The sequence below is a fragment of the Rhizobacter sp. P1_G5 genome, assembly GCF_056405435.1.
The window spans coordinates 1-1,256 of sequence record NZ_JBFUCB010001008.1 but is presented as its reverse complement, the minus strand read 5'-3'; the positions used below and the strand labels follow the sequence as shown (position 1 = coordinate 1,256).

Here is a 1,256-nt window from a genome sequence, read left to right as displayed (position 1 = left end):
GCTGAGCATTCCGGAGCGGCTGCGGGCGCGGCGCATAGCGCGCGAGGCCTCGGCGGCGCGGGCCGCATCGGCGGCAGCGATCGGGGCTCAGCCATGAGCGCACCGCTGCTGAAGGTGAGCGGGCTGCGCAAGTCGTATGGCGCGATCGTCGCGGTGGCCGGCGTGTCGTTCGAGGTGATGCCGGGCGAGATCTTCGGCGTGATCGGCCCGAACGGCTCGGGCAAGACGACGATGTTCAACAGCGTGCTGGGGCAGATCCGGCCTGATGGCGGCAGGGTCGAACTGAAGGGGCGGGACATCACCGGCCTGTCGCCGTTGCAGCTGAGCCGGCGTGGCGTGGGGCGCACGTTCCAGACGCTGCAGGTGTTCGGCCGCATGAGCGTGCGCGACAACCTGCTGGTGGCAGCGCAGGAGCACCGCGGCAGCATGGCGGGCCGGCTGTTCGCGCCGGGCGACTCGGGGCTCGGCGACCAGGCCGATGCGCTGATCGAGAAGTTCCGCATCGGCCACGTCGCGCAGCAGAAGGCGGGTGAGCTGAGCTACGGGCAGCAGAAGCTGGTCGACATCGCGATGGCCTTCATGAGCGAGCCCGACCTGGTGCTGCTCGACGAACCGTGTGCGGGGGTCAACCCGAGCCTGGTCGGTGGCATCAGCGTGCTGCTGAAGGAGCTCAACCGGGAGCGCGGTGGCAGCTTCATCGTGATCGAGCACAACATGGATTTCGTGATGGACCTGTGTCACCGCATCATGGTGATGGTCGAAGGCTCGGTGCTGGCTGTGGGCACGCCGGACGAGATTCGTGCGAATCGTGAGGTGCTGGATGCGTATCTTGGTGGGTGACCGCGCTTGCAAAGGCGCGGGTGGGGAGGCTGTGGCTCGCCGGCCGGTGCGGTCTTCGCCCCCTGGGGGGCGAAGACTCCCCTCCGCTGACTGGTTTCATGGCCCGTCCCTATTGGCGCTCCACAGCCTCCCCACCCGCGCCTTTGCCGCCACCACCGTGCTGTGTGAGGGGAAAAAGACTGAAGTGACCGACGAAGCGTGCGGGCGCTCGCATGCTCGTCGATCACTTCAATCTTTTCCCCCCAACCAGAGCGACTGGTTCKGCGCGGCGGGTGAGGGGATGGGCTGGGGGCGAYTTCTGAGGCGACGGAGAAGATCGGYTTYGGGGRTGGCGCGCGCCAGCGCGCTTCGTRGACTGACTCATCGSCACTGTTTGACCACAACGAACGAAGTGAGTGGCGGGAGTTTGGCGATGC

General features: G+C 67.3%; 1 protein-coding gene. It reads left to right on the top strand.

Going from position 1 to position 1,256, the window contains the following annotated elements; all coding sequences use genetic code 11:
* Nucleotides 1-93 precede the first annotated feature (93 nt).
* Nucleotides 94-840 carry an ABC transporter ATP-binding protein gene (locus AC1D12_RS33585; protein ID WP_477845413.1) on the top strand — a complete coding sequence of 249 codons (747 nt, stop codon included), beginning with the start codon at nt 94-96 and terminating at the stop codon, nt 838-840.
* Nucleotides 841-1,256: the final 416 nt, after the last annotated feature.

Coding starts and splice junctions, on each gene's coding strand:
- AC1D12_RS33585 (WP_477845413.1), top strand. CDS start 94: ATGAGCGCACCGCTGCTGAAGGTGAGCGGGCTGCGCAAGTCGTATGGC.